The 20,938-nt window shown below is 62.9% G+C and carries 19 protein-coding genes; 16 read left to right on the plus strand and 3 right to left on the minus strand.

The window, feature by feature from the left end; genetic code table 11:
* The first annotated feature begins 3 nt into the window (after window positions 1–3).
* From lpxB to ispD, 10 genes are all read left to right on the plus strand, one after another.
* Entirely contained in the window at window positions 4–1,137 is a 1,134-nt protein-coding gene (lpxB, locus tag BVH01_RS08575; RefSeq protein WP_075929936.1) for a lipid-A-disaccharide synthase, read from the plus strand.
* On the plus strand, window positions 1,137–1,745 hold the full coding sequence (rnhB, locus tag BVH01_RS08580) for a ribonuclease HII (RefSeq protein WP_075929937.1): 609 nt from the start codon (window positions 1,137–1,139) through the stop codon (window positions 1,743–1,745). The genes lpxB and rnhB overlap by 1 nt, the downstream gene beginning before the upstream one ends.
* Window positions 1,746–1,821: 76 nt before the next feature.
* Window positions 1,822–5,361: a DNA polymerase III subunit alpha gene (dnaE, locus tag BVH01_RS08585; protein ID WP_075930980.1), complete on the plus strand. Its 3,540-nt coding sequence runs from the start codon at window positions 1,822–1,824 to the stop codon at window positions 5,359–5,361.
* Window positions 5,362–5,602: 241 nt separating this feature from the next.
* A complete protein-coding gene (gene accA, locus BVH01_RS08590) occupies window positions 5,603–6,553 on the plus strand; it encodes an acetyl-CoA carboxylase carboxyl transferase subunit alpha (RefSeq protein WP_075929938.1) in 951 nt (316 codons plus the stop codon).
* A gap of 75 nt (window positions 6,554–6,628) precedes the next feature.
* A complete protein-coding gene (gene tilS, locus BVH01_RS08595; RefSeq protein WP_075929939.1) occupies window positions 6,629–7,939 on the plus strand; it encodes a tRNA lysidine(34) synthetase TilS in 1,311 nt (436 codons plus the stop codon).
* Between the two features lie 291 nt (window positions 7,940–8,230).
* Entirely contained in the window at window positions 8,231–9,862 is a 1,632-nt protein-coding gene (locus BVH01_RS08600) for a CTP synthase (protein WP_075929940.1), read from the plus strand.
* Window positions 9,863–9,865: 3 nt separating this feature from the next.
* A complete protein-coding gene (kdsA, locus tag BVH01_RS08605) occupies window positions 9,866–10,711 on the plus strand; it encodes a 3-deoxy-8-phosphooctulonate synthase (protein WP_075929941.1) in 846 nt (281 codons plus the stop codon).
* A gap of 141 nt (window positions 10,712–10,852) precedes the next feature.
* Complete coding sequence (gene eno, locus BVH01_RS08610; protein WP_075929942.1) at window positions 10,853–12,142, plus strand: phosphopyruvate hydratase; 1,290 nt, start codon at window positions 10,853–10,855, stop codon at window positions 12,140–12,142.
* 157 nt (window positions 12,143–12,299) lie between these two features.
* Window positions 12,300–12,578, plus strand: coding sequence for a cell division protein FtsB (gene ftsB, locus BVH01_RS08615; RefSeq protein ID WP_075929943.1), 279 nt, complete (start codon window positions 12,300–12,302; stop codon window positions 12,576–12,578).
* Window positions 12,575–13,285: a 2-C-methyl-D-erythritol 4-phosphate cytidylyltransferase gene (ispD, locus tag BVH01_RS08620; protein ID WP_075929944.1), complete on the plus strand. Its 711-nt coding sequence runs from the start codon at window positions 12,575–12,577 to the stop codon at window positions 13,283–13,285. Before ftsB ends, ispD begins: the two co-directional genes overlap by 4 nt.
* A gap of 233 nt (window positions 13,286–13,518) precedes the next feature.
* On the opposite strand, the gene BVH01_RS08625 is transcribed toward ispD, so the two are convergent.
* Both BVH01_RS08625 and BVH01_RS08630 read right to left on the minus strand, forming a co-directional pair.
* Window positions 13,519–13,848, minus strand: coding sequence for an HPF/RaiA family ribosome-associated protein (locus BVH01_RS08625; RefSeq protein WP_371915591.1), 330 nt, complete (start codon window positions 13,846–13,848; stop codon window positions 13,519–13,521).
* A gap of 122 nt (window positions 13,849–13,970) precedes the next feature.
* Window positions 13,971–14,858: a LysR family transcriptional regulator gene (locus BVH01_RS08630; RefSeq protein ID WP_075929946.1), complete on the minus strand. Its 888-nt coding sequence runs from the start codon at window positions 14,856–14,858 to the stop codon at window positions 13,971–13,973.
* Window positions 14,859–14,979: 121 nt separating this feature from the next.
* Between BVH01_RS08630 and BVH01_RS08635 the strand changes: the two genes are divergently transcribed.
* A complete protein-coding gene (locus tag BVH01_RS08635; RefSeq protein ID WP_075929947.1) occupies window positions 14,980–16,092 on the plus strand; it encodes an S-(hydroxymethyl)glutathione dehydrogenase/class III alcohol dehydrogenase in 1,113 nt (370 codons plus the stop codon).
* Between the two features lie 59 nt (window positions 16,093–16,151).
* Window positions 16,152–16,997, plus strand: a complete 846-nt coding sequence (gene fghA / locus BVH01_RS08640; protein WP_075929948.1) for an S-formylglutathione hydrolase — start codon at window positions 16,152–16,154, stop codon at window positions 16,995–16,997.
* Window positions 16,998–17,182: 185 nt separating this feature from the next.
* Here the strand turns inward: fghA and BVH01_RS08645 are convergent, their stop codons facing one another.
* The gene (locus tag BVH01_RS08645) at window positions 17,183–17,740 is read right to left on the minus strand and encodes a Dps family protein (RefSeq protein WP_075930981.1); all 558 of its coding nucleotides are present in this window, start codon (window positions 17,738–17,740) and stop codon (window positions 17,183–17,185) included.
* Window positions 17,741–17,990: 250 nt separating this feature from the next.
* On the opposite strand from BVH01_RS08645, the gene ispF reads away from it, so the two are divergent.
* The 4 genes from ispF to BVH01_RS08665 are packed head-to-tail and all read left to right on the plus strand — an operon-like array spanning window position 17,991 to window position 20,924.
* Complete coding sequence (gene ispF / locus BVH01_RS08650; RefSeq protein WP_075929949.1) at window positions 17,991–18,464, plus strand: 2-C-methyl-D-erythritol 2,4-cyclodiphosphate synthase; 474 nt, start codon at window positions 17,991–17,993, stop codon at window positions 18,462–18,464.
* A complete protein-coding gene (gene truD / locus BVH01_RS08655; RefSeq protein WP_075929950.1) occupies window positions 18,461–19,519 on the plus strand; it encodes a tRNA pseudouridine(13) synthase TruD in 1,059 nt (352 codons plus the stop codon). The genes ispF and truD overlap by 4 nt, the downstream gene beginning before the upstream one ends.
* Entirely contained in the window at window positions 19,507–20,259 is a 753-nt protein-coding gene (gene surE, locus BVH01_RS08660) for a 5'/3'-nucleotidase SurE (protein ID WP_075929951.1), read from the plus strand. The genes truD and surE overlap by 13 nt, the downstream gene beginning before the upstream one ends.
* Before the next feature lie 29 nt (window positions 20,260–20,288).
* On the plus strand, window positions 20,289–20,924 hold the full coding sequence (locus tag BVH01_RS08665) for a protein-L-isoaspartate(D-aspartate) O-methyltransferase (protein ID WP_168172916.1): 636 nt from the start codon (window positions 20,289–20,291) through the stop codon (window positions 20,922–20,924).
* The last annotated feature ends 14 nt before the right edge of the window (window positions 20,925–20,938 follow it).

Genomic DNA, 20,938 nt, shown 5'->3' on the forward strand with positions numbered 1-20,938 from the left:
ACCATGGCTGAGGTATTGCGTGTCGCGCTGGTTGCCGGCGAGGCATCCGGCGACATTCTCGGTGCAGGCCTGATGCAGGCGCTCAAGATCAAGCACCCAAGCGTCGAGTTCATCGGCGTGGGCGGCCCGCGCATGCAGGCCGAGGGGCTGGTCAGCGATTTCCCCATGGAGCGCCTGGCGGTCATGGGCCTGGTCGAAGTATTGGGTCGGCTGCCCGAGCTGCTGTCGCGCCGCCGCCGCCTGATTGCCAGCCTGATCGAGCGCAAGCCCGATGTGTTCATTGGCATCGATGCGCCGGATTTCACCCTGGGCGTCGAGCTCAAGTTGCGTCAGGCCGGCATTCGCACCGTGCACTACGTCAGCCCGTCGGTATGGGCGTGGCGGCAGAAGCGTGTACTGAAGATCCGCGATGCCTGCGACCTGATGCTCACCCTGTTTCCCTTCGAGGCGCAGTTCTACGAGGCGCACCAGGTGCCGGTCTGCTTTGTCGGCCATCCCCTGGCCGATGCGATTCCCCTGCAGGCTGATCGCACTGCAGCCCGGGAACAGCTGGGCCTGCCGGTCGATGCGCCGGTGGTGGCGTTGCTGCCAGGCAGCCGGGGGGGCGAAGTGTCGCGCCTGGGCAGCCTGTTTCTCGATGCTGCCGAGCGATTGCGGGCGCTGCGTCCCGGCGTGCGTTTCGTACTGCCCTGTGCCAGCCCGGAACGTCGGCAGCAGCTCGAACAGATGCTTGGCGATCGCGATCTACCGCTGCAATTGCTCGATGGCCGCTCTCACGAGGCGCTGGCCGCCTGCGATGCGGTGCTGATCGCTTCCGGCACCGCGACCCTCGAGGCACTGCTTTACAAGCGACCGATGGTGGTGGCGTATCGGGTGGCGCCGCTGACCTTCAGTATTCTCAAGCGTCTGGTGAAGAGCCCGTACATCTCGCTGCCCAATCTACTCGCCCAGCGGCTGCTGGTCCCCGAGCTGATCCAGGACGCGGCTACTGCCGATGCCCTGGCGCAGACGGTGGCGCCGCTGCTGGTGGACGGCGAGGTGCAGACCGAAGGGTTCGATGCAATCCACCGTACCCTGCGCCGTGACGCGTCCGAGCGTGCTGCGGCGGCGGTGCTCGATCTGCTGGGGCGTGGCTGATGCAGCTGGGGCTGGATTTCGCTACCGTCGAGGAGCTGGTTGCCGGCGTCGACGAAGTGGGCCGCGGCCCGCTCTGTGGTGCGGTGGTGACCGCTGCGGTGATTCTCGACCCGACGCGGCCGATCCTCGGGCTCAACGACTCCAAGAAACTGACCGAGGCGCGGCGCGAGAAGCTGTTCGATGAAATCCGCGAAAAGGCGTTGGCCTGGTGCATCGCACGCGCGGAGGTGGAAGAGATCGATCGCCTCAATATTCTGCACGCCACCATGCTGGCCATGCAGCGCGCGGTCGAAGGTCTGAGCGTGCAGCCGAAACTGGCGCTGATCGACGGCAATCGCTGCCCTAAACTCTCGGTGCCCAGCGCGCCGGTGGTCGGCGGCGATGCTCAGGTGCCAGCCATCGCTGCGGCTTCGATCCTCGCCAAGGTCAGCCGCGATCGCGAAATGCGCGAATTGGACGCCCTCTACCCGGGGTACGGCATTGCGCTGCACAAGGGCTATCCGACGCCCGTTCACCTTGAGGCCCTGACCCGTCTGGGGCCGACTCCCATCCACCGGCGCTCCTTCGCGCCGGTCCGCCGCCTGCTGGAAGCCACGAGCGACAACTGAGCGTACTCAGGCCGCTGTCCATCCTTCCAGTTACGGTACAATCCGCGTTTTGTCGCTTTTCCTGCAGGGCTTCTTCATGGCTGTTTCCTTCGTTCATCTTCGCCTGCACACCGAGTACTCCCTGGTCGATGGCCTGGTTCGCGTCAAACCTCTGGTCAAAGCCGTGGCCGGTGGCGGCATGCCCGCCGTGGCGGTCACCGACATGAGCAACATGTGCTCGCTGGTGAAGTTCTACAAAGCGGCCATGGGCGCCGGCATCAAACCGATCTGCGGTGCCGACATCTGGCTGGCCAGCGCCTACGAAGACGGCCCGCTGACGCGCATGACCCTGCTGGCGATGAATCCCAAGGGTTACCGCAACCTGACCGAACTGATCTCGCGCGGCTGGAGCGAGGGGCAGAGCAACGACCTGGTGATCATCCAGCGCGACTGGGTGAAAGCCGCCAGCGAAGGGTTGATCGCCCTGTCCGGCGCCAAGGAAGGCGAGATTGGCCATGCGCTGCTCGATGGCGAGTCGGCCAAGGCCGAAGCGCTGCTGCAAGAATGGCAGGCAGTGTTTCCCGAGCGCTTCTACCTTGAGGTACAGCGCACCAGCCGTGTCAATGACGAAGAACACCTGCACGCCGCCGTGGCCCTGGCCGACAAGACCGGCGCGCCGCTGGTGGCCACCAATGATGTTCGCTTTCTCAAGCAGAGCGATTTCGAAGCTCACGAAACCCGCGTGTGCATCGGTGAGGGGCGCATCCTCGACGACCCACGCCGCCCGCGCATCTACTCCGACCAACAGTACCTGAAATCGCCAGAGGAAATGGCCGAGCTGTTCAGCGACCTGCCCGACGCCCTGCAGAACACCGTCGAGATCGCCAAGCGCTGCAACATCGAGGTGCAGCTGGGCAAATACTTCCTGCCGGACTTCCCGGTACCGGAGGGGATGACCATCGATGAGTATTTCCGCAAGGTTTCGTTCGACGGCCTCGAGGAGCGCCTCGAGGTACTGCTGCCCAAGGACACGCCGGATTACGACGCCAAGAAGCAGGTGTACATCGACCGTTTGAATTTCGAGCTGGATATCATCATCCAGATGGGCTTCCCCGGTTACTTCCTGATCGTGATGGACTTCATCCAGTGGGCCAAGAGCAATGGCGTGCCAGTTGGGCCGGGACGTGGTTCAGGTGCCGGTTCGCTGGTGGCCTACGTACAGAAGATCACCGACCTCGATCCGCTGGCCTATGACCTGCTGTTCGAGCGCTTCCTCAACCCCGAGCGGGTTTCCATGCCCGACTTCGACGTCGACTTCTGCATGGACGGTCGCGACCGGGTCATCGATTACGTGGCCGAGAAGTACGGGCGTAATGCGGTGAGCCAGATCATCACCTTCGGCTCCATGGCGGCCAAGGCGGTGGTGCGCGACGTTGCGCGGGTGCAGGGCAAGTCCTACGGGTTGGCGGATCGCCTGTCGAAGATGATCCCCTTCGAAGTCGGCATGACTCTGGAAAAGGCCTTCGAGATGGAAGAGCCGCTGCGCGACTTCCTCAAGGTCGACGAAGAGGCCGCCGAGATCTGGGACATGTCCCTCAAACTCGAGGGCATCGTGCGCGGTACCGGCAAGCACGCCGGCGGCGTGGTGATCGCGCCGACCAAACTGACCGATTTCGCGCCGATCGCCTGTGACGAGGAGGGCGCCGGCCTGGTGACCCAGTTCGACAAGGACGACGTCGAGCAGGCCGGTCTGGTGAAGTTCGACTTCCTCGGCCTGCGCACCCTGACCATCATTAAGTGGGCACTGGAAACCATTCACCGCGACCAGCGCGCGGTCGGCGTCGCCGAAGAGGATCTGGTCAACATCGACTTCATCCCGCTCGATGACAAGCCGACTTACCAGATGCTGCAGAAGGCCGAGACCACGGCAGTCTTCCAGCTCGAATCGCGCGGTATGAAGGAGCTGATCAAGAAGCTCAAGCCCGACTGCCTGGAAGACATGATCGCACTGGTGGCGCTGTTCCGCCCCGGCCCGCTGCAGTCCGGCATGGTGGACGACTTCATCAACCGTAAGCACGGTCGCGCCGAGCTGTCCTACCCGCACCCTGATTACCAGTACGCGGGCCTGGAGCCTGTGCTCAAGCCGACCTACGGAATCATCCTTTACCAGGAACAGGTCATGCAGATCGCCCAGGTCATGGGCGGTTACACCCTCGGCCAGGCGGACATGCTGCGCCGCGCCATGGGCAAGAAGAAGCCCGAGGAAATGGCCAAGCAGCGCGGCGGCTTCATCGAAGGTTGCGCCAATAACGGCATCGATGCCGATCTGGCGGGTAACATCTTCGACCTGGTGGAAAAGTTCGCCGGTTACGGCTTCAACAAATCCCACTCCGCCGCCTATGGCCTGGTGTCCTACCAGACCGCCTGGCTCAAGGCGCATTACCCAGCGCCCTTCATGGCCGCGGTGCTGTCGGCGGACATGCACAACACCGACAAGGTGGTGATCCTCATCGAGGAATGCCGCAGCATGAAGCTGCGCATCGATCCGCCGGATGTGAACGCCTCGGAGTTCAAGTTCACTGTCAGCCACGACGCGAATCAGACCCAGCGCATCCTCTATGGCCTCGGCGCGGTCAAGGGTGTGGGCGAAGGCCCGGTAGAGGCCATCGTCGAGGCCCGTCAGGACGGCCCGTTCAAGGATCTGTTCGACTTCTGCTCGCGTGTCGACCTCAAACGCATCAACAAACGCACCATGGAGGCGCTGATTCGCAGCGGCGCGCTGGATCGCCTCGGCCCGCACTTCCACGACGAGATCAAGGCCTACCAAGCCAACATCGACCGCAACCGTGCCGTGCTACTGGCAGCGATGGAAGAGGCGGTACAGGCCGCCGAGCAGACCGCACGCAGCCACGATAGCGGCCATATGGACCTGTTCGGCGGCGTGTTCGCCAGCCCCGAAGCGGACGTCTATGCCAACCATCGCAAGGCGCGCGAGCTGTCCCTCAAGGAGCGCCTCAAGGGCGAGAAGGACACCCTGGGCCTGTATCTGACCGGCCACCCGATCGACGAATACGAAAGCGAGGTGCGGCGTTTCGCTCGCCAGCGCATCGTCGATCTCAAGCCGGCCCGTGACACCCAGACGATCGCCGGTCTGATCGTCAACCTGCGGGTGATGAAGAACAAGAAGGGCGACAAGATGGGCTTCATTACCCTGGACGACCGCTCCGGGCGTATCGAAGCCTCGCTGTTCGCCGATGCCTTCGCCAGCAACCAGGCCTTGCTGCAGAGCGACGCTTTGGTGGTGGTGGAGGGCGAGGTCAGTAACGACGACTTCTCCGGTGGCATGCGCCTGCGCGCCAAGCGGGTGATGAGCCTGGAAGAAGCGCGTACCGGCCTGGCCGAAAGCCTGCGCGTCAAGGTGCAGGCCACGGCGCTCAAGGGCGACCGGCTGCGCTGGCTGGGCGAGTTGTGCCAGCGCCATCACGGTGCCTGCCCGATCACCCTGGACTACACCGGCGCCGATGCCAAGGCGCTGCTGCAGTTCGGTGAGGACTGGCGAATCGACCCGGCCGACAGCTTGATTCAAGCTTTGCGTGACCAGTTCGGGCGAGAAAACGTCTTCCTGCAATACCGCTAGAATAGCGGCGCTGAAAGTCCGGGCTCAGGCCCTGTCTTTCGGCCCTGACACCGCATGCTTGCCTCCGCTGCGACCAGATCCGCGTGATCTGGCTGCCGAGCGAATGCCTGGCGCATTTGCCGGCATTTTCGCCGGAAGTGCACAGCAGGTGTCGACCTGAAGGCGCCTGTTCCTATAAGGTAGGCGCCAATTGGATACACGCTCCCCGGCCTTTTTGGCCGTCGACGCATGACGGATGCCTATGAACCCGAATTATCTCGATTTCGAACAGCCGATTGCCGACCTGCAAGCCAAGATCGAAGAGCTTCGTCTGGTTGGTAACGACAACTCTCTGAACATCGGCGACGAAATCGCCCGCCTGCAGGACAAGAGCAGCACGCTCACCGAGAGCATCTTCAGCAATCTGACCAGCTGGCAGATCGCTCGCCTCGCGCGTCATCCGCAGCGTCCGTATACCCTGGATTACCTGCAGCACATCTTCACCGAGTTCGACGAGCTGCATGGCGACCGCCACTTCTCCGACGACGCGGCCATCGTCGGTGGCGTCGCGCGTTTGAATGGTCAGCCAGCGATGGTCATCGGCCATCAGAAGGGCCGCGAAGTCCGCGAGAAGGTGCGCCGCAACTTCGGCATGCCGCGCCCGGAAGGTTACCGCAAGGCCTGCCGCCTGATGGAAATGGCCGAGCGCTTCAAGATGCCGATCCTGACCTTCATCGACACCCCGGGCGCCTACCCTGGCATCGACGCCGAAGAGCGTGGCCAGAGCGAGGCGATCGCCTGGAACCTGCGCGTCATGGCACGCCTGAAAACGCCGATCATCTCCACCGTGATCGGTGAGGGCGGCTCCGGCGGCGCATTGGCCATCGGTGTGTGCGACAACCTCAATATGCTCGAATACTCGACCTATGCTGTGATCTCGCCGGAAGGCTGCGCCTCGATTCTGTGGAAGACCGCCGAGAAGGCGCCGGAGGCCGCCGAAGCCATGGGTATCACCGCCGAGCGCCTGAAAGGCCTGGGTATCGTCGACAAGGTGATCGCCGAGCCCCTGGGTGGCGCACACCGTGATCCGGCCGCCGCTGCCGAATCGATCCGTCAGACACTGGTCGCTCAGCTCGAGGACCTGAACAAACTCGATACCGACGCGCTGCTGGCCCGTCGTTACGAGCGCCTGATGAGCTACGGTATCGCCTGATGCCGCTTCACCCCGCAAGCAGGCCAATCGCCCCGATGGCCGCCATGCTTGCGGGGTCGCTTCGCTGATCTCCGCATGTCTCTCGAATCCGCCGTGCTGTCACGCCTCGAGGCGTGGCGAGATGCACCTGCCTGGCGTGTAGCCTTCTCTGGTGGGCTCGACTCCACAGTCCTGTTACACGTGCTGGCCAGTGCTGCCCGGTGCCATGGTCTGCCAACCATTCGCGCTGTCCATGTTCATCATGGGTTGCAGGCGGCTGCCGAGCAGTGGCCTGCGCATTGTCAGCGGGTGTGCGACAGCCTGGGTGTCGCTCTGGATGTCCGGCATGTACAGGTCGAGCCGGGCGCCAGCGTGGAACGCGCCGCTCGCGAGGCGCGCTATGCGGCTTTTTCCGCGCTCATGGTGCCGGGCGAGGTACTTGTGCTGGCCCAGCATCAGGATGACCAGGCGGAAACCCTGCTTTATCGGCTGCTGCGCGGTGCCGGGGTGCGTGGGCTGGCGGCCATGGCACAGAGTCGTCCGCTGGGGCGGGGGCATGCCGTGAGGCCGCTGTTGGATGTGCCCCGCAAGACGCTCGAGGCCTATGCATCTCGTCATGGGCTGCACTGGGTGGAAGACCCCTCGAACGGCGACAGTGGCTTCGCCCGCAACTTCCTGCGTCAGGACATTCTGCCGCGTCTGGCCGGCCACTGGCCTGGCGCGTCTACGGTGCTGGCCCGTGCGGCAGCCCACCAGGCCGAGGCTCAGGCTCTGCTCGATGAGCTCGCTGACATCGATCTGCAGCGTTCATGCGCTTCGCTCGGTCTTCCATGGTTGAGCATCCCCTGTCTCGACTTGCAGCTGCTTCGCCAACTCTCCGAGGCTCGCCAGCGCAATCTGCTCAGGCACTGGCTGGGCGACCGGACTCGCCTGCCGGACAGTCGGCATTGGCAGGGTTGGGCTGATTTGCGTGATGCTGCCGCGGATGCGTCGCCGGTCTGGCGGCTGGAAAGCGGCGAGCTGCGTCGCCATGGTGAGCGGTTGTTGTGGCTGGAGGCCGCGTGGAACGCTGCCTGGGCGAACCAGGAGCAACCTTGGCTGGATGGTCGGCATCCGCTCCAGTTGCCCGGCAACGGCATGGTCGAATTTATCGGGCAGGTTCCTGCTGGGCGGTTGAGCATCGCTTACCGGCAGGGTGGTGAGGTGCTCGATCTTCCGGGGCGAGGTCGGCGTGATCTCAAGCGCTTGCTGCAGGAGGCCGGTGTGCCCGGGTTCATTCGACCCCGGCTGCCGTTGTTGCGGCGCGATGGTCAGGTGATAGCGGTCGCCAATTTGCCGCTCGATCCCGCTTGCGGTGAACTGCGTTGGCAGTTTTTATCGTGGGTGCGGCCAGTCGCGTCAAGCTGATCACGGAACAGCTCGAGTCAGCATGCAAGGTTTTGATTCGCTGGGTATTTCCTGCGAAATCCGTATTCTGTCGGCAGCCGTTTTAGCGCTGCACTGGCTTGCCGTTCTTCCCCCCTCAGCACGTTTCCGGTAGACTACGCTCCCGTCTCTATTCAGGTATTCGCTGCTTCTTCCAGAAGCGGTGGATGTTTGCTATTTGCCGGCATGGTTCGCCATGTTTGCTAAGGTGAACCAAGGCCTTCTCTGCTCCCCGGCGGCTCGACCGCCACTGCTGACTTCTTAGGGTTTTTCATGACGCGCTTCATTTTCGTCACGGGTGGTGTTGTTTCTTCATTGGGGAAAGGCATCGCCTCGGCATCCTTGGCGGCAATCCTGGAGGCGCGGGGCCTGAAGGTCACGATGCTCAAACTGGATCCGTACATCAACGTCGATCCGGGCACCATGAGCCCGTTCCAGCATGGTGAGGTGTTCGTCACCCACGATGGCGCCGAGACCGACCTCGATCTGGGTCACTACGAGCGTTTCATCCGCACCACCATGACCAAGGGCAACAACTTCACAACCGGCCGCGTTTACGAAGACGTGCTGCGCAAGGAGCGCCGTGGTGATTACCTGGGTGCGACCATCCAGGTCATCCCGCACATCACCGACGAGATCAAGCGCCGCATCATCAAGGGTGCCGGCGACGCCGACGTGGCCATGGTCGAGATTGGCGGCACGGTCGGGGACATCGAGTCCCAGCCGTTCCTGGAAGCCATCCGCCAACTGCGCGTGGAAGTGGGCGCCAAGCGCGCCATGCTGATGCACCTGACCCTGGTGCCGTACATCGCCACCGCCGGCGAGACCAAGACCAAGCCGACTCAGCATTCGGTCAAGGAGCTTCGCTCCATCGGCCTGCAGCCCGACGTACTGGTATGCCGCTCCGATCACCCGATCGATGTGTCGTCGCGCCGCAAGATCGCCCTGTTCACCAACGTCGAAGAGCGTGCGGTGATCAGCCTGGAAGACGTGGATACCATCTACAAGATCCCGGGTGTGCTGCATGCCCAGGGCCTGGATGACTTCGTCGTCGAACGTTTCGGCCTGGATTGCCGCGGCGCCGACCTTTCCGAGTGGGACCGCGTGGTGGATGCCAAGCTGAACCCTTCGAGCGAAGTCACCATCGCCATGGTCGGCAAGTACATGGAGTTGTTGGACGCCTATAAGTCGCTGATCGAAGCGATGAGCCATGCCGGCATCCAGAACCGCACCAAGGTCAACCTTCGCTACATCGATTCCGAAGACATCGAGAACCAGGGCACCGATCTGCTGCAGGGCGTCGACGCGATTCTGGTGCCGGGCGGTTTCGGCCTGCGCGGCGTGGAAGGCAAGATCACCACGGTCAAATATGCCCGTGAGAACAAGATTCCGTACCTGGGCATCTGCCTCGGTATGCAGGTGGCGGTCATCGAATTCGCCCGTAACGTGCTGGGCTGGAGCGACGCCAACTCCACCGAATTCGACATCGCCAGCGGCCACCCGGTGGTCGGCCTGATCACCGAATGGCAGGACGCGACCGGCGCCACCGAATCGCGCTCCGAGGCGTCCGATCTAGGCGGTACCATGCGCCTGGGTGCCCAGGATTGCCAGTTGCTGCCGAACTCGCAGGTGCATGCCTGCTACGGCAAGGACGTGATCGTCGAGCGCCATCGCCACCGCTACGAAGTGAACAACAACCTGCTGCCACAGCTCATCGAGGCGGGCCTCAAGGTGACCGGCCGCTCCGGTGACGGCGCGCTGGTCGAAGTGGTGGAGAGCGCCGACCATCCGTGGTTCGTGGCCTGCCAGTTCCACCCGGAATTCACTTCCACGCCCCGTGACGGTCATCCGCTGTTCAGCGGTTTCGTCAACGCGGCGCTCGCCCATCAAGCGAAGAAGGCCTGATCCATGGCACAGAAGACCGTCCGTGTCGGCAAGATCGACGTCGCCAACGACAAGCCTTTCGTGCTGTTCGGCGGCATCAACGTGCTGGAGTCTCGTGACCTGGCCATGCGTGCCTGCGAAGAGTACGTGCGGGTGACCGACAAGCTCGGCATCCCTTACGTGTTCAAGGCCAGTTTCGACAAGGCCAACCGCTCTTCGGTGACTTCCTTCCGCGGCCCTGGCCTGGAAGAAGGCATGAAGATCTTCGAGGAAGTGAAGAAGACCTTCGGTGTGCCGGTGATCACCGATGTGCACGAACCTTACCAAGCGCAACCGGTGGCCGATGTCTGCGACATCATCCAGCTACCGGCCTTCCTGTCCCGGCAAACCGACCTGGTCGTCGCCATGGCCAAGACCGGCGCGGTGATCAACATCAAGAAGGCGCAGTTTCTCGCTCCCCAGGAGATGAAACATATTCTCGCCAAATGTGTCGAAGCCGGGAACGATCAGTTGATCCTCTGCGAGCGCGGCTCCTCTTTCGGGTACAACAACCTGGTGGTGGACATGCTCGGCTTCGGCATCATGAAGGCCTTCGAATACCCGGTGTTCTTCGATGTCACCCACGCCCTGCAGATGCCAGGCGGCCGAGCGGACTCCGCCGGTGGGCGTCGCGCCCAGGTCACCGAGCTGGCCAAGGCCGGTATGAGCCAGGGCTTGGCAGGTTTGTTCCTCGAAGCGCATCCGGATCCGGAAAACGCCAAGTGCGACGGCCCTTGTGCGCTGCGCCTGGACAAGCTGGAGCCTTTCCTCGCCCAGCTCAAGCAGCTGGATGATCTGATCAAGAGTCAGGATCCGATCGAAACTGCCTGATGGCGTTTCTCGGCCTCGTCTGTTCCACCGCCCGGCCTGTTGGCCGGGTTTGTATGTCCGCCTGACCGCCATCGAGCATGGCCGTTGGCGGGCGCCGAATGCTGCAGTGCGTTTTCGATAACTTCTGGAGAGCTTACAAGAATGGCAAAGATCGTCGACATCAAGGGTCGTGAGGTTCTCGACTCCCGTGGCAACCCCACCGTGGAAGCGGACGTAATCCTCGACAATGGCATCGTTGGCAGCGCCTGTGCGCCGTCTGGTGCCTCCACCGGTTCGCGCGAAGCGCTGGAACTGCGTGATGGCGACAAGAGCCGTTACCTGGGCAAGGGTGTCCTGAAGGCCGTCGCCAACATCAATGGCCCGATCCGTGACGCACTGCTGGGCAAGGACCCGGTCGACCAGAAAGCCCTCGACAAGACCATGATCGAGCTCGATGGCACCGAGAACAAGGCCAAGCTGGGCGCCAACGCCATCCTCGCCGTGTCCCTGGCTGCTGCCAAGGCTGCCGCCCAGGATCAGGACCTGCCGCTGTACGCGCACATCGCCAACCTCAACGGTACCCCGGGCCAGTACTCCATGCCGGTACCGATGATGAACATCATCAATGGCGGCGAGCACGCCGACAACAACGTCGACATCCAGGAATTCATGGTGCAGCCGGTTGGCGCCAAGACCTTCTCCGACGGCCTGCGCATGGGCACCGAAATCTTCCATCATCTCAAGGCCGTACTCAAGGCTCGTGGCCTGAACACGGCGGTGGGCGACGAGGGCGGTTTCGCGCCGAACCTGGCGTCCAACGAAGACGCTCTGTCCGCGATCGCCGAAGCCGTGGCCAATGCTGGCTACAAACTGGGCAGCGACGTGACCCTGGCCTTGGACTGCGCGGCTTCCGAGTTCTTTGAGGACGGTAAGTACAACCTCTCCGGCGAAGGCAAGTCGTTCGACGCCGAAGGTTTCGCCGAGTACCTCAAGGGCCTGACCGAACGCTTCCCGATCATCTCCATCGAAGACGGCCTGGACGAATCCGACTGGGCGGGCTGGAAGATCCTCACCGACAAGATCGGCGCCAAGGTTCAGCTGGTCGGCGACGACCTGTTCGTGACCAACACCAAGATCCTCAAGGAAGGCATCGACAAGGGCATCGGTAACTCGATCCTGATCAAGTTCAACCAGATCGGCTCGCTGACCGAAACCCTTGAAGCCATCCAGATGGCCAAGGCCGCCGGCTTCACCGCGGTGATCTCTCACCGTTCGGGCGAAACCGAAGACAGCACCATCGCCGACCTCGCCGTTGGTACTGCCGCTGGTCAGATCAAGACCGGTTCGCTGTGCCGCTCCGACCGCGTGTCCAAGTACAACCAGCTGCTGCGTATCGAAGAGCAACTGGGCGCCAAGGCGCCGTACCGCGGTCGCGGCGAGTTCCGCGGCTGAGTCGGGGTCGCGCGGCGCAGATGAGTATCTGTCGCCGCGCGGGCTTCTCTGGAGCTCCGCTGGTCTCACTGGCGGCCTTGCCGGATATCGATGACGCAGGGAGAATCCACGGATGTCCGCCGCAGCGACCATTTCCTACCCGAGTGCATCACCTGCCATGCGTAGTCCTTACTGGCTGTTTCTCGTTCTGATCCTCGTGCTTGCTGGCTTGCAGTACCGTCTGTGGGTGGGTGAGGGCAGCTTGGCGCAGGTAACCGAGCTTCAGCAGGATATTGCCGATCAGCAAGGCGAAAACGAACGCCTGCTCGAACGCAACCGCATCCTCGAAGCCGAGGTGATGGAGCTGAAGAAAGGCATGGAGACCGTCGAGGAGCGTGCCCGCCATGAGCTGGGTATGGTCAAGGACGGCGAAACCCTCTATCAGTTGGCAGAATGAACAAACCTGATCTGCCGTCGTTCTGGGCGGTGATTCCGGCCGCCGGCATCGGTAGCCGCATGCGTGCCGACAGGCCCAAGCAGTATCTGCAACTGGCCGGCAAGAGCATTCTCGAACACACCCTTCACTGTTTTCTCGATCATCCATGCCTGCATGGCGTGGTGGTCAGCCTGGCCGAGGACGATCCCTTCTGGCCATCGCTCGAATGCGCCCGTGACGGGCGAATCCATACGGCCGCCGGCGGTGCCGAGCGCGCCGACTCGGTGCTCAACGCCTTGTTGCGCTTGACCGAACTGGGCGCCGGTGAACAGGACTGGGTGCTGGTGCACGACGCCGCCCGGCCTAACCTGGCGCAAGCCGACCTCGACCTTCTGCTCGCCGAACTGGCTGACGATGCCGTGGGCGGGCTGCTCGCCGTGCCGGCCCGCGATACGCTCAAGCGCGTGGGCAGTGATGGTCGCGTGCGTGAGACCATCGATCGTTCGGTTATCTGGCAAGCCTATACGCCGCAGATGTTCCGTCTCGGTGCCCTGCACCAGGCACTGGCCGAAGCCTTGGTGTCGGATGTGGCGGTCACCGACGAGGCCTCGGCCATGGAATGGGCGGGGCAGTCGCCGCGGCTGATCGAAGGCCGGGCGGACAACCTTAAGGTCACCCGCCCGGAAGACTTGCATTACCTGGAGCGCCTCTGGCGAGGCCGTCACTGACGCCGCTGCCCTACTTGTAGGATCCCTACCCTCGGAATGGTGCAGGCGACGCAGGCACCGCGGTAAGGCCTCCACCGATTCGCGCCGAGGGCGACGCTCTCACGCAATCACCGCTGCTCTATCTTGTAGGAGCTCCGCCCCAGGGCGAATGGTGCAGGCGGCGCCGGCAATGCGGCAAAGCCTCCTTCAATTAGTACCGGGGCGACGCTCCTGTAGGCGCAGGTGGACCGCTCTCAGTGAATCCATTTCTTGGCATTCCTGCCGATGTTGCGCTCCAGCACCGACGTCAGCTTGTTCATGGCGCCATCGATGGCCTGCTGCAGCTCGCAGGCGTCATAGGAAACCGACATCGGGTCGCGACCCTTCATTCGTGCTTCGACCTTGCAGCGTTTGTCCTGGGGGCCGCTCTTGAGAGCGTTTTCGTCCGAGAGGTGGATTTCCACCCGAGTGAGATGCTCTTCGTAGCGCTGGAGTTTGTCGCGCACTCGACTGCGAATATCAGTCTTGAATGCCATTGAGGTGTCGACGTGTTTTCCGCTGTTGACCATGACTTGCATAACCATGTCCTCATGCTGGGGGTTCGCATCGACCCGAAAAGGGGCCTCATGGGTTACGACGGAACCTCACCGGCAGGGTTCGCTGGCGGTTGTGACATTCTATGAGCGCGGTGCGCGAAACCAGGCTTTCAGGCGTATTCCGGGCGCTGAGCGAGACCGTAACGTAATGCGTCGATCAGTTGCCTGACCTTGGGCGACAGGTGCCGCTGCTGGGGATACAGCGCCCACACTGCGGTGTTGGGCGGTTGATGATTGTCGAGCAGCGAAACCAGGGCGCCACTGCGCAGATGCTCGAGCACGTAGTAATCCGGCAACTGGCACAGGCCGAGCCCCGCCAGCGCAGCATCCAGAACGGCCTGGCCGCTGTTGCAGCGCCAGTTGCCATTGATTCGCTGTGAAGCTTCGCGGCCTTCGAGCTGGAAGGTCCAGACGTCGCTGCTGCCGATCAGGCAATTGTGCCGAGCCAGTTCCGACAGGCTGTGCGGGCGTCCGTAGCGTTGCAGGTAGTCCGCCGACGCGCACAGGTACATGCGCCTTGGCGCCAGTCGGGTTGCCAGCATGCGCGAGTCCTGCAGGCGGCCCAGGCGAATGGCGATGTCGAAACCGTCCTGCACCAGATCGAGAGTGCGATTACTCAGCTCGATTTCCACGCAAAGACGCGGGTGAAGCGCCATGAATGCGGTCACCAACGGCACGATGAAGCGCTCGCCGTAGGCCACCGCACAGGTCATGCGCAGCAGGCCTTTGGGCTCGCTGCCTAGATCGCCGATAGCGTTCAACGCTTCTTCGCGAGCGTCCTGCAAGCGCTGGCAGTGTTGCAAGAAGGTATGGCCGGCCTCGGTCAAGGCCACCTTGCGCGTGGTGCGGTAGAACAGGCGGGTGTGCAGGCGTTCTTCGAGGCGGGCGATCTGCCGGCTCACTTGTGAGGACGACAAGCCCAGGCGTTCTGCCGCTGCCGTGAACTGGCCGCATTCGGCAACGGCGACGAATTCATCCAGCCCTTCCCAGCGGTTCACTGCATCTCTCGCTTCATTAATTATCCCTGTAGAGCAATAATGTTTTGCATTCTGCCTGATTATCTCGGTCGATGGCTCTACTACACTCGTCGCCATCGCAATTCATCTGGAGAGCCGGAACATGATCAAGTCGCGCGCCGCTGTAGCCTTCGCCCCCAATGAGCCGTTGAAAATCGTCGAAGTGGATGTCGAGCCGCCAAAGGCCGGCGAAGTGCTGGTGCGCATCGTCGCCACCGGCGTGTGCCACACCGATGCCTACACCCTGTCCGGTGCTGACTCCGAAGGCGTGTTCCCGTCTATCCTCGGCCATGAAGGCGGCGGCATCGTCGAAGCCATCGGCGAGGGCGTGACCTCGGTGGCTGTCGGCGATCATGTGATCCCGCTGTATACCGCCGAATGTCGCAAGTGCAAATTCTGCCTGTCCGGCAAGACCAATCTGTGCAGTTCGGTGCGCGCCACCCAAGGCAAGGGCCTGATGCCCGATGGCACCACACGTTTCAGCTACAACGGCGAGCCGATCTATCACTACATGGGCTGCTCGACCTTCTCCGAGTACACCGTGCTGCCGGAAGTGTCCCTGGCCGTCATCCCGAAAGAAGCGCCGCTGGAAAAGGTCTGCCTACTCGGTTGCGGCGTGACCACCGGCATTGGCGCCGTGCTCAACACCGCCAAGGTGGAAGAGGGCGCCACCGTGGCGATCTTTGGCCTGGGCGGCATCGGCCTGGCGGCCATCATCGGCGCCAAGATGGCCAAGGCCTCGCGCATTATCGCCGTCGACATCAACCCGGCCAAGTTCGACGTGGCTCGGGAGTTGGGTGCGACCGATTTCGTCAATCCCAAGGATTACGACAAGCCGATCCAGGACGTCATCGTCGAGCTCACCGACGGCGGCGTGGACTACAGCTTCGAGTGCGTCGGCAACGTGCAACTGATGCGTGCTGCGTTGGAGTGCGCGCACAAGGGCTGGGGCGAGAGCGTGATCATCGGCGTGGCCGGCGCTGGGCAGGAAATCAGCACCCGTCCGTTCCAGCTGGTGACCGGTCGCGTCTGGCGCGGTAGCGCCTTTGGTGGCGTCAAAGGCCGTACCGAGCTGCCGACCTACGTCGAGAAGTCGCAGAGCGGCGAGATTCCGCTGGATACGTTCATCACCCACACCATGGGCCTGGACAAGATCAATGACGCCTTCGACCTGATGCATGAAGGCAAGAGCATCCGCACCGTCATCCACTACTGATCAGTGGGGTAGGCAACGCCGTCCCAGGACGGCTTGCCCACCGCCCGTGAGGATTTGCCATGACTTTGGAAATCGTATCCAGTAACAAGAGCTTCGGCGGCTGGCACAAGCGCTACAAGCACCGCTCTTCCAGCCTCAACTGCGACATGGTGTTCGCCGTCTATCTGCCGCCCCAGGCCGAGCAGGGCGCCAGGTTGCCGGTGCTGTATTGGCTGAGCGGCCTGACCTGCACCGACGAGAACTTCATGCAGAAGGCCGGCGCCCAGCGCAGGGCCGCCGAGCTGGGGTTGATCATCGTCGCGCCGGACACCAGCCCGCGGGGCGAGGGCGTGCCGGATGACGCCAATGGTGCTTATGACTTCGGCCTTGGCGCCGGTTTTTATGTCAACGCCACCCAGGAGCCCTGGGCCCGCCATTACCGCATGTATGACTATGTCGTGCAGGAATTGCCGGCGCTGATCGAGGCCAACTTCCCGGTTTCGGACAAACGCGGTATCGCCGGTCACTCCATGGGCGGCCACGGCGCGCTGATCTGTGCGCTGAAGAATCCGGGGCGCTATCGGTCGGTTTCGGCGTTTTCACCGATCGCCAATCCGGTCAATTGCCCGTGGGGCGAGAAAGCCTTCAGCAACTACCTGGGTGAGGACCGTTCGCGCTGGCGCGAGTGGGATGCCAGCGTGCTGATCGCCGAGGCCTCGGAGAAGCTGCCGATTCTGGTTGATCAGGGCGATCGCGATGATTTCCTCGACGGCCAGCTAAAACCCCATGTGCTCGAAACGGCGGCGAAGGCAGCGAATCACCCGCTGACGCTGCGCCTGCAGCCGGGTTACGACCACAGCTATTACTTCATTGCCAGCTTCATCGAGGATCACTTGCGTCACCATGCCGAAGCGTTGGCTGGCTGACGTAGTTCTTCGATAGGAGAGACTTTCTCGGGTATGAATTAGGCGTCCCCGCCCGCTCCCACAGATAGTTGCTGAGTGGCTTTTGTGGGAGTGCACCATGCGCGAGAAGCGATAGCGAAGGCATAGAACGAAAAAAAGGGCGCTGCAGATCAGATCTGCAGCGCCCTTTTTCTATCGCCGGACGATTATTCGCCCAGGCTGGAACGCAGCATCCAGGCGTTCTGTTCATGCACGCCGATGCGCGCCACCAGCATGTCATGTGTGAACAGGTCGCCAGCCTCTTCGGCCAGCTCCGCAAACTCGCTCATGCGTCGGGCAACGGTTTCGTTGTCCAGCACCAGTTGCTTGATCATCTGCGGCGTGGTGCCGTGGGGCGCCTCGTTGTCGATCACCGTCAGCGAGCGGAAGGTTTCCCCGCCAGTCGGTACCAGCTTGCCCAGCGCACGAATGCGTTCGGCGATCTCGTCGGCGGCCTGGTGTAGCTCGTTGTACTGCTCGTCGGTCAGCTTGTGCAGGCCATAGAAGTTGCCGCCCTGCACGTTCCAGTGCACACCCAATGTCTTCACGTACAGGGTGTAACTGTCGGCCACTGCCTTGGTCAGAGCCTCGGCGACTTTCTCGCGCGCACCGCGATCGACGCTGGTGTTGATGCTCAGGCCATCGCCCTTGAGTTTCGATGGTGCGGTTTTCGGCGCTGCTTTTGCCTTGGGTTTAGCTACTGCCGGTTTCTTTGCTACGGCCATGATGTTCTCCATGGTTGCGGGAAATCTCTGCTACCTCTTGTCGACTCCTGCAAACGGCAAAACATTCCCATGTTTTTCATCGTGGCCCATTCGCGGCGTATGGCGTAGGTGCGGGCTAATGGCGCCGCGCTTGCCGGCAGATCGCCGGCGGCCGGAGATTTCCAGGTTCATGGCCTCCTCGCTTGCCGGGCAAGTCCGCCTCGGCCCGCGGTTTCGGGTAGAATCGACCTTTTTGCGAGGGCAACGGCTCATGCGGATCGGCCATGGTTACGACGTGCATCGCTTCGGCGACGGGGATTTCATCACCCTGGGCGGCGTACGCATTCCCCACAAGTTCGGCCTGGTCGCTCATTCCGATGGCGACGTGGTGCTGCACGCGCTGAGCGATGCGTTGCTTGGCGCCGTGGCGCTCGGTGACATCGGCAAGCATTTCCCCGACACCGACCCGAACTTCAAGGGCGCCGATAGCCGTGTGCTGCTTCGCCATGTGCTTGGTCTGGTGCATGCCAAGGGCTGGAAGGTCGGCAATGTCGACGCCACCATCGAAGCCCAGGCGCCGAAGATGTCGCCGCACATCGAGACCATGCGTGCGTTGATCGCCGAAGACCTGCAGGTCGAGCTCGATCAGGTCAACGTCAAGGCCACGACGACCGAGAAGTTGGGTTTTGTGGGCCGCGAGGAAGGCATCGCCGTACACGCCGTCGCGCTGCTGGTCAGCGCATGACGGAACTGGAATTGCTCGGCCCGCGCGCCCATGGCGAACCCTGCGGGCATGCCGTGCTCAAGGCCACCGCCGAGGATTTTCAGGTCGACGAGGTGCTCGACATCGAGCTTTCCGGGGTGGGCGAGCACCTGTGGCTGTGGGTCGAAAAGCGCGGGCTGAATACCGAGGATGCTGCGCGTCGCCTGGCGCGGGCCGCAGGTGTGCCGATCCGGATGATCAGTTACGCCGGTTTGAAGGACAAACAGGCGCTGACCCGGCAGTGGTTCAGCCTGCATCTGCCGGGCAAGCAAGACCCTGACTTGGCGACGGCTCAGGACGAAACCCTGGCGATCCTCAAGCAGGTGCGACATACCCGCAAGCTGCAGCGCGGTGCTCATGCCGCCAATGGCTTCACTCTGCGCCTGACCGGGTTGCAGGCCGACAAGGCCACCCTGGACCAGCGCCTGCACATCATTCGCGAGCAGGGCATTCCCAACTACTATGGTGCCCAGCGCTTCGGTTTCGACGGCGGCAACGTGGCCCATGCCCGGCATTTCGCCGAGCACGGTGAGTTGCCGGAAAAGCGTAACGTGCGTTCGCGGGTGCTCTCGGCGGCGCGCAGCTTCGTGTTCAATCGGGTGCTCGCCGAGCGTGTTGCAGCCGGCACCTGGAACCAGGCGTTGCCTGGCGATCTTCTGGCGTTCACCGACAGCCGCAGCTTTTTCGCCGCTGGTGAGGCCGAATGCAAGGATCCCCGCCTGGATGCGCTCGATCTGCATCCCACCGGGCCTTTATGGGGTGAGGGCGCTTCGCCTGCTCAGGGCGCGACGGGCGATCTCGAACAGCGTATCGCCATTGCTGAGGCACAGCTCACGCACTGGCTCGCACAAGCGGACATGGCGCACGAACGGCGTATCCTGCGCCTCCCCATTAGCGGTTTGACGTGGCATTATCCCGAGCCTGACATTCTGCAACTGGAATTCGTCCTGCCGGCTGGATGTTTCGCCACCGCTCTGGTGCGCGAAATCGTCGAGCTTTTACCGGCAGGGCAGACGGACAACCCATGCGTATTCTGATTTCTAACGATGACGGCGTGGCCGCACCGGGCCTCGCCGCGTTGCACGCTGCGCTGGCTGATTACGCCGACTGCACGGTGATCGCCCCCGACGGCGACCGCAGCGGCGCCAGCAGCGCGCTGACCCTGGATCGCCCGCTGCACCCCTGCACCCAGGCCAATGGCTATATCAGCCTCAATGGCACGCCCACCGACTGCGTGCACCTGGGCATTAACGGCCTGCTGCCCGATGTGCCGGATCTGGTCGTGTCGGGCATCAACATGGGCGCCAATCTGGGTGATGACGTGTTGTATTCCGGCACCGTAGGCGCCGCGCTCGAGGGCCGCTTTCTGGCCCGCCCGGCATTCGCCTTTTCGCTGGTCTCCCGTTCGGCCGAGAATCTGCCCACCGCGGCTCATTTCGCCCGCAAGCTGGTCGAGGCTCACGAACAGCTCGATCTGCCGCCTCGTACGGTGCTGAACGTCAACGTGCCTAACCTGCCGCTCGAGCGTATCCGTGGTGTGCAGCTGACCCGCCTGGGCCATCGTGCCCGCGCCGCCGCACCGGTCAAGGACGTCAACCCGCGAGGCAAGGCCGGCTACTGGATCGCTGCTGCCGGGGATGTCGAGGATGGCGCTGAAGGCACCGACTTCCACGCCGTCATGCAGGGCTACGTGTCGGTCACGCCGTTGCAGCTCGACCGCACTTATCAGGATGGACTCAACCGCCTCAAACCCTGGCTGGAGGGGTTGATGAAATGAATCGGGAGCATGACCGCCACGGGATTGGCATGACCTCGCAGCGCACGCGCGAACGCCTGATCCAGCGACTCTACGAAGAAGGCTTGTCCAACGCCGGCGTGCTCGAGGTGATCAGGCGCACGCCGCGTCATCTGTTCGTCGACGAAGCCCTGGCCCATCGCGCCTATGAAGATACGGCGCTGCCGATTGGCCACAACCAGACCATCTCGCAACCCTACATGGTGGCGCGCATGAGCGAGCTGCTGCTCGCCGCCGGCCCGCTGGACAAGGTGTTGGAGATCGGCACGGGCTCCGGTTACCAGACGGCCATCCTGGCGCAACTGGTCGAGCGGGTGTTCACCGTCGAGCGCATTCAGGGGCTGCAGGAACGGGCGAAGGAACGATTGGTCAAACTCAGCCTGCGCAACGTGGTCTTTCGCTGGGGCGATGGCTGGGAAGGCTGGCCGGCCCTGGCGCCCTACAATGGGATCATCGTTACCGCCGCGGCCTCGGAAGTGCCCCAGGCGCTGCTGGATCAGCTGGCTCCAGGCGGCCGTCTGGTGATTCCCGTCGGTTCAGGTGACGTTCAGCAATTGTTATTGATCATTCGCGAGGAACAGGGTTTCTCCCGGCACGTACTCGACGCAGTACGGTTCGTGCCCCTGCTCAACGGCCCGCTGGCCTGATTCGAATCGAACGG

The organism is Pseudomonas sp. PA1(2017) (assembly GCF_001945375.1).
Lineage (GTDB): Bacteria > Pseudomonadota > Gammaproteobacteria > Pseudomonadales > Pseudomonadaceae > Aquipseudomonas.

Bases quoted from the DNA above. Each gene is read 5' to 3' on its own strand.
- eno (WP_075929942.1), top strand. From the start codon at position 10,853: ATGGCAAAGATCGTCGACATCAAGGGTCGTGAGGTTCTCGACTCCCGT.
- truD (WP_075929950.1), top strand. From the start codon at position 18,461: ATGACGGAACTGGAATTGCTCGGCCCGCGCGCCCATGGCGAACCCTGC.
- dnaE (WP_075930980.1), top strand. From the start codon at position 1,822: ATGGCTGTTTCCTTCGTTCATCTTCGCCTGCACACCGAGTACTCCCTG.
- surE (WP_075929951.1), top strand. From the start codon at position 19,507: ATGCGTATTCTGATTTCTAACGATGACGGCGTGGCCGCACCGGGCCTC.
- ftsB (WP_075929943.1), top strand. From the start codon at position 12,300: ATGCGTAGTCCTTACTGGCTGTTTCTCGTTCTGATCCTCGTGCTTGCT.
- BVH01_RS08600 (WP_075929940.1), top strand. From the start codon at position 8,231: ATGACGCGCTTCATTTTCGTCACGGGTGGTGTTGTTTCTTCATTGGGG.
- accA (WP_075929938.1), top strand. From the start codon at position 5,603: ATGAACCCGAATTATCTCGATTTCGAACAGCCGATTGCCGACCTGCAA.
- BVH01_RS08635 (WP_075929947.1), top strand. From the start codon at position 14,980: ATGATCAAGTCGCGCGCCGCTGTAGCCTTCGCCCCCAATGAGCCGTTG.
- kdsA (WP_075929941.1), top strand. From the start codon at position 9,866: ATGGCACAGAAGACCGTCCGTGTCGGCAAGATCGACGTCGCCAACGAC.
- fghA (WP_075929948.1), top strand. From the start codon at position 16,152: ATGACTTTGGAAATCGTATCCAGTAACAAGAGCTTCGGCGGCTGGCAC.
- tilS (WP_075929939.1), top strand. From the start codon at position 6,629: ATGTCTCTCGAATCCGCCGTGCTGTCACGCCTCGAGGCGTGGCGAGAT.
- BVH01_RS08625 (WP_371915591.1), bottom strand. From the start codon at position 13,848: ATGGTTATGCAAGTCATGGTCAACAGCGGAAAACACGTCGACACCTCA.
- ispF (WP_075929949.1), top strand. From the start codon at position 17,991: ATGCGGATCGGCCATGGTTACGACGTGCATCGCTTCGGCGACGGGGAT.
- ispD (WP_075929944.1), top strand. From the start codon at position 12,575: ATGAACAAACCTGATCTGCCGTCGTTCTGGGCGGTGATTCCGGCCGCC.
- BVH01_RS08645 (WP_075930981.1), bottom strand. From the start codon at position 17,740: ATGGCCGTAGCAAAGAAACCGGCAGTAGCTAAACCCAAGGCAAAAGCA.
- rnhB (WP_075929937.1), top strand. From the start codon at position 1,137: ATGCAGCTGGGGCTGGATTTCGCTACCGTCGAGGAGCTGGTTGCCGGC.
- BVH01_RS08665 (WP_168172916.1), top strand. From the start codon at position 20,289: ATGACCTCGCAGCGCACGCGCGAACGCCTGATCCAGCGACTCTACGAA.
- lpxB (WP_075929936.1), top strand. From the start codon at position 4: ATGGCTGAGGTATTGCGTGTCGCGCTGGTTGCCGGCGAGGCATCCGGC.